Origin of the sequence: uncultured Winogradskyella sp. (assembly GCF_947501905.1) — a bacterium.
Lineage (GTDB): Bacteria > Bacteroidota > Bacteroidia > Flavobacteriales > Flavobacteriaceae > Winogradskyella.
The window spans coordinates 1-539 of sequence record NZ_CANMXL010000018.1 but is presented as its reverse complement, the minus strand read 5'-3'; the positions used below and the strand labels follow the sequence as shown (position 1 = coordinate 539).

At 43.6% G+C, this 539-nt stretch carries 1 protein-coding gene; it reads right to left on the bottom strand.

Annotated elements, in window-relative coordinates; genetic code table 11:
* Positions 1-539, bottom strand: a 539-nt coding sequence (locus Q0770_RS14650; RefSeq protein ID WP_299118184.1) for a DUF6443 domain-containing protein, incomplete at both ends; no start/stop codon positions are given.

Sequence of the window (539 nt, the reverse complement as noted above, 5' to 3'; positions counted from 1 at the left end):
CGTTTTAAAATCACACGGCCTTCAGCATCTTTAAACTCTTCAGTGCTATGATTATTACCACTGGTATGGTTTTCGTCTTTGGTTATACTTTTATACAATTCGCCTGCCGCGTAGTCAGTACCATTACTACCATTAAGTTCTAAGGTTGGCGTATAGGTATTATTGGCAAAAGCAAGGTCTACCGTGAAGCGTCTTACCTCGCCAACACTGTTGGTCTGGTAAGCCATTTCTATCTCATGCCCAGAGCCCATGGCCCAATCCTCACCAGGTGCGGCTTGTTTAAACACACGGTTAAGTGGCGAAGCTTCAAAATCCTTTTCAGAAAAAGGGTTAGGCGTAGTCCCTAAATCATTAGGGTACTTAGCCGTATAAAAGGTATTGGTTAAACTCTCGGCGTTGAGTAATAAATTCCCGCCATTATTGGCTTGTGCAAAAGGCAGGTATTCTTTTTCTGCTCTACCATATTGGTCGTAAGCCACATGAGTAACAATATCCTCACAGCTAGCACCAGCACGGATACCAATAGATTGCTTGGCACG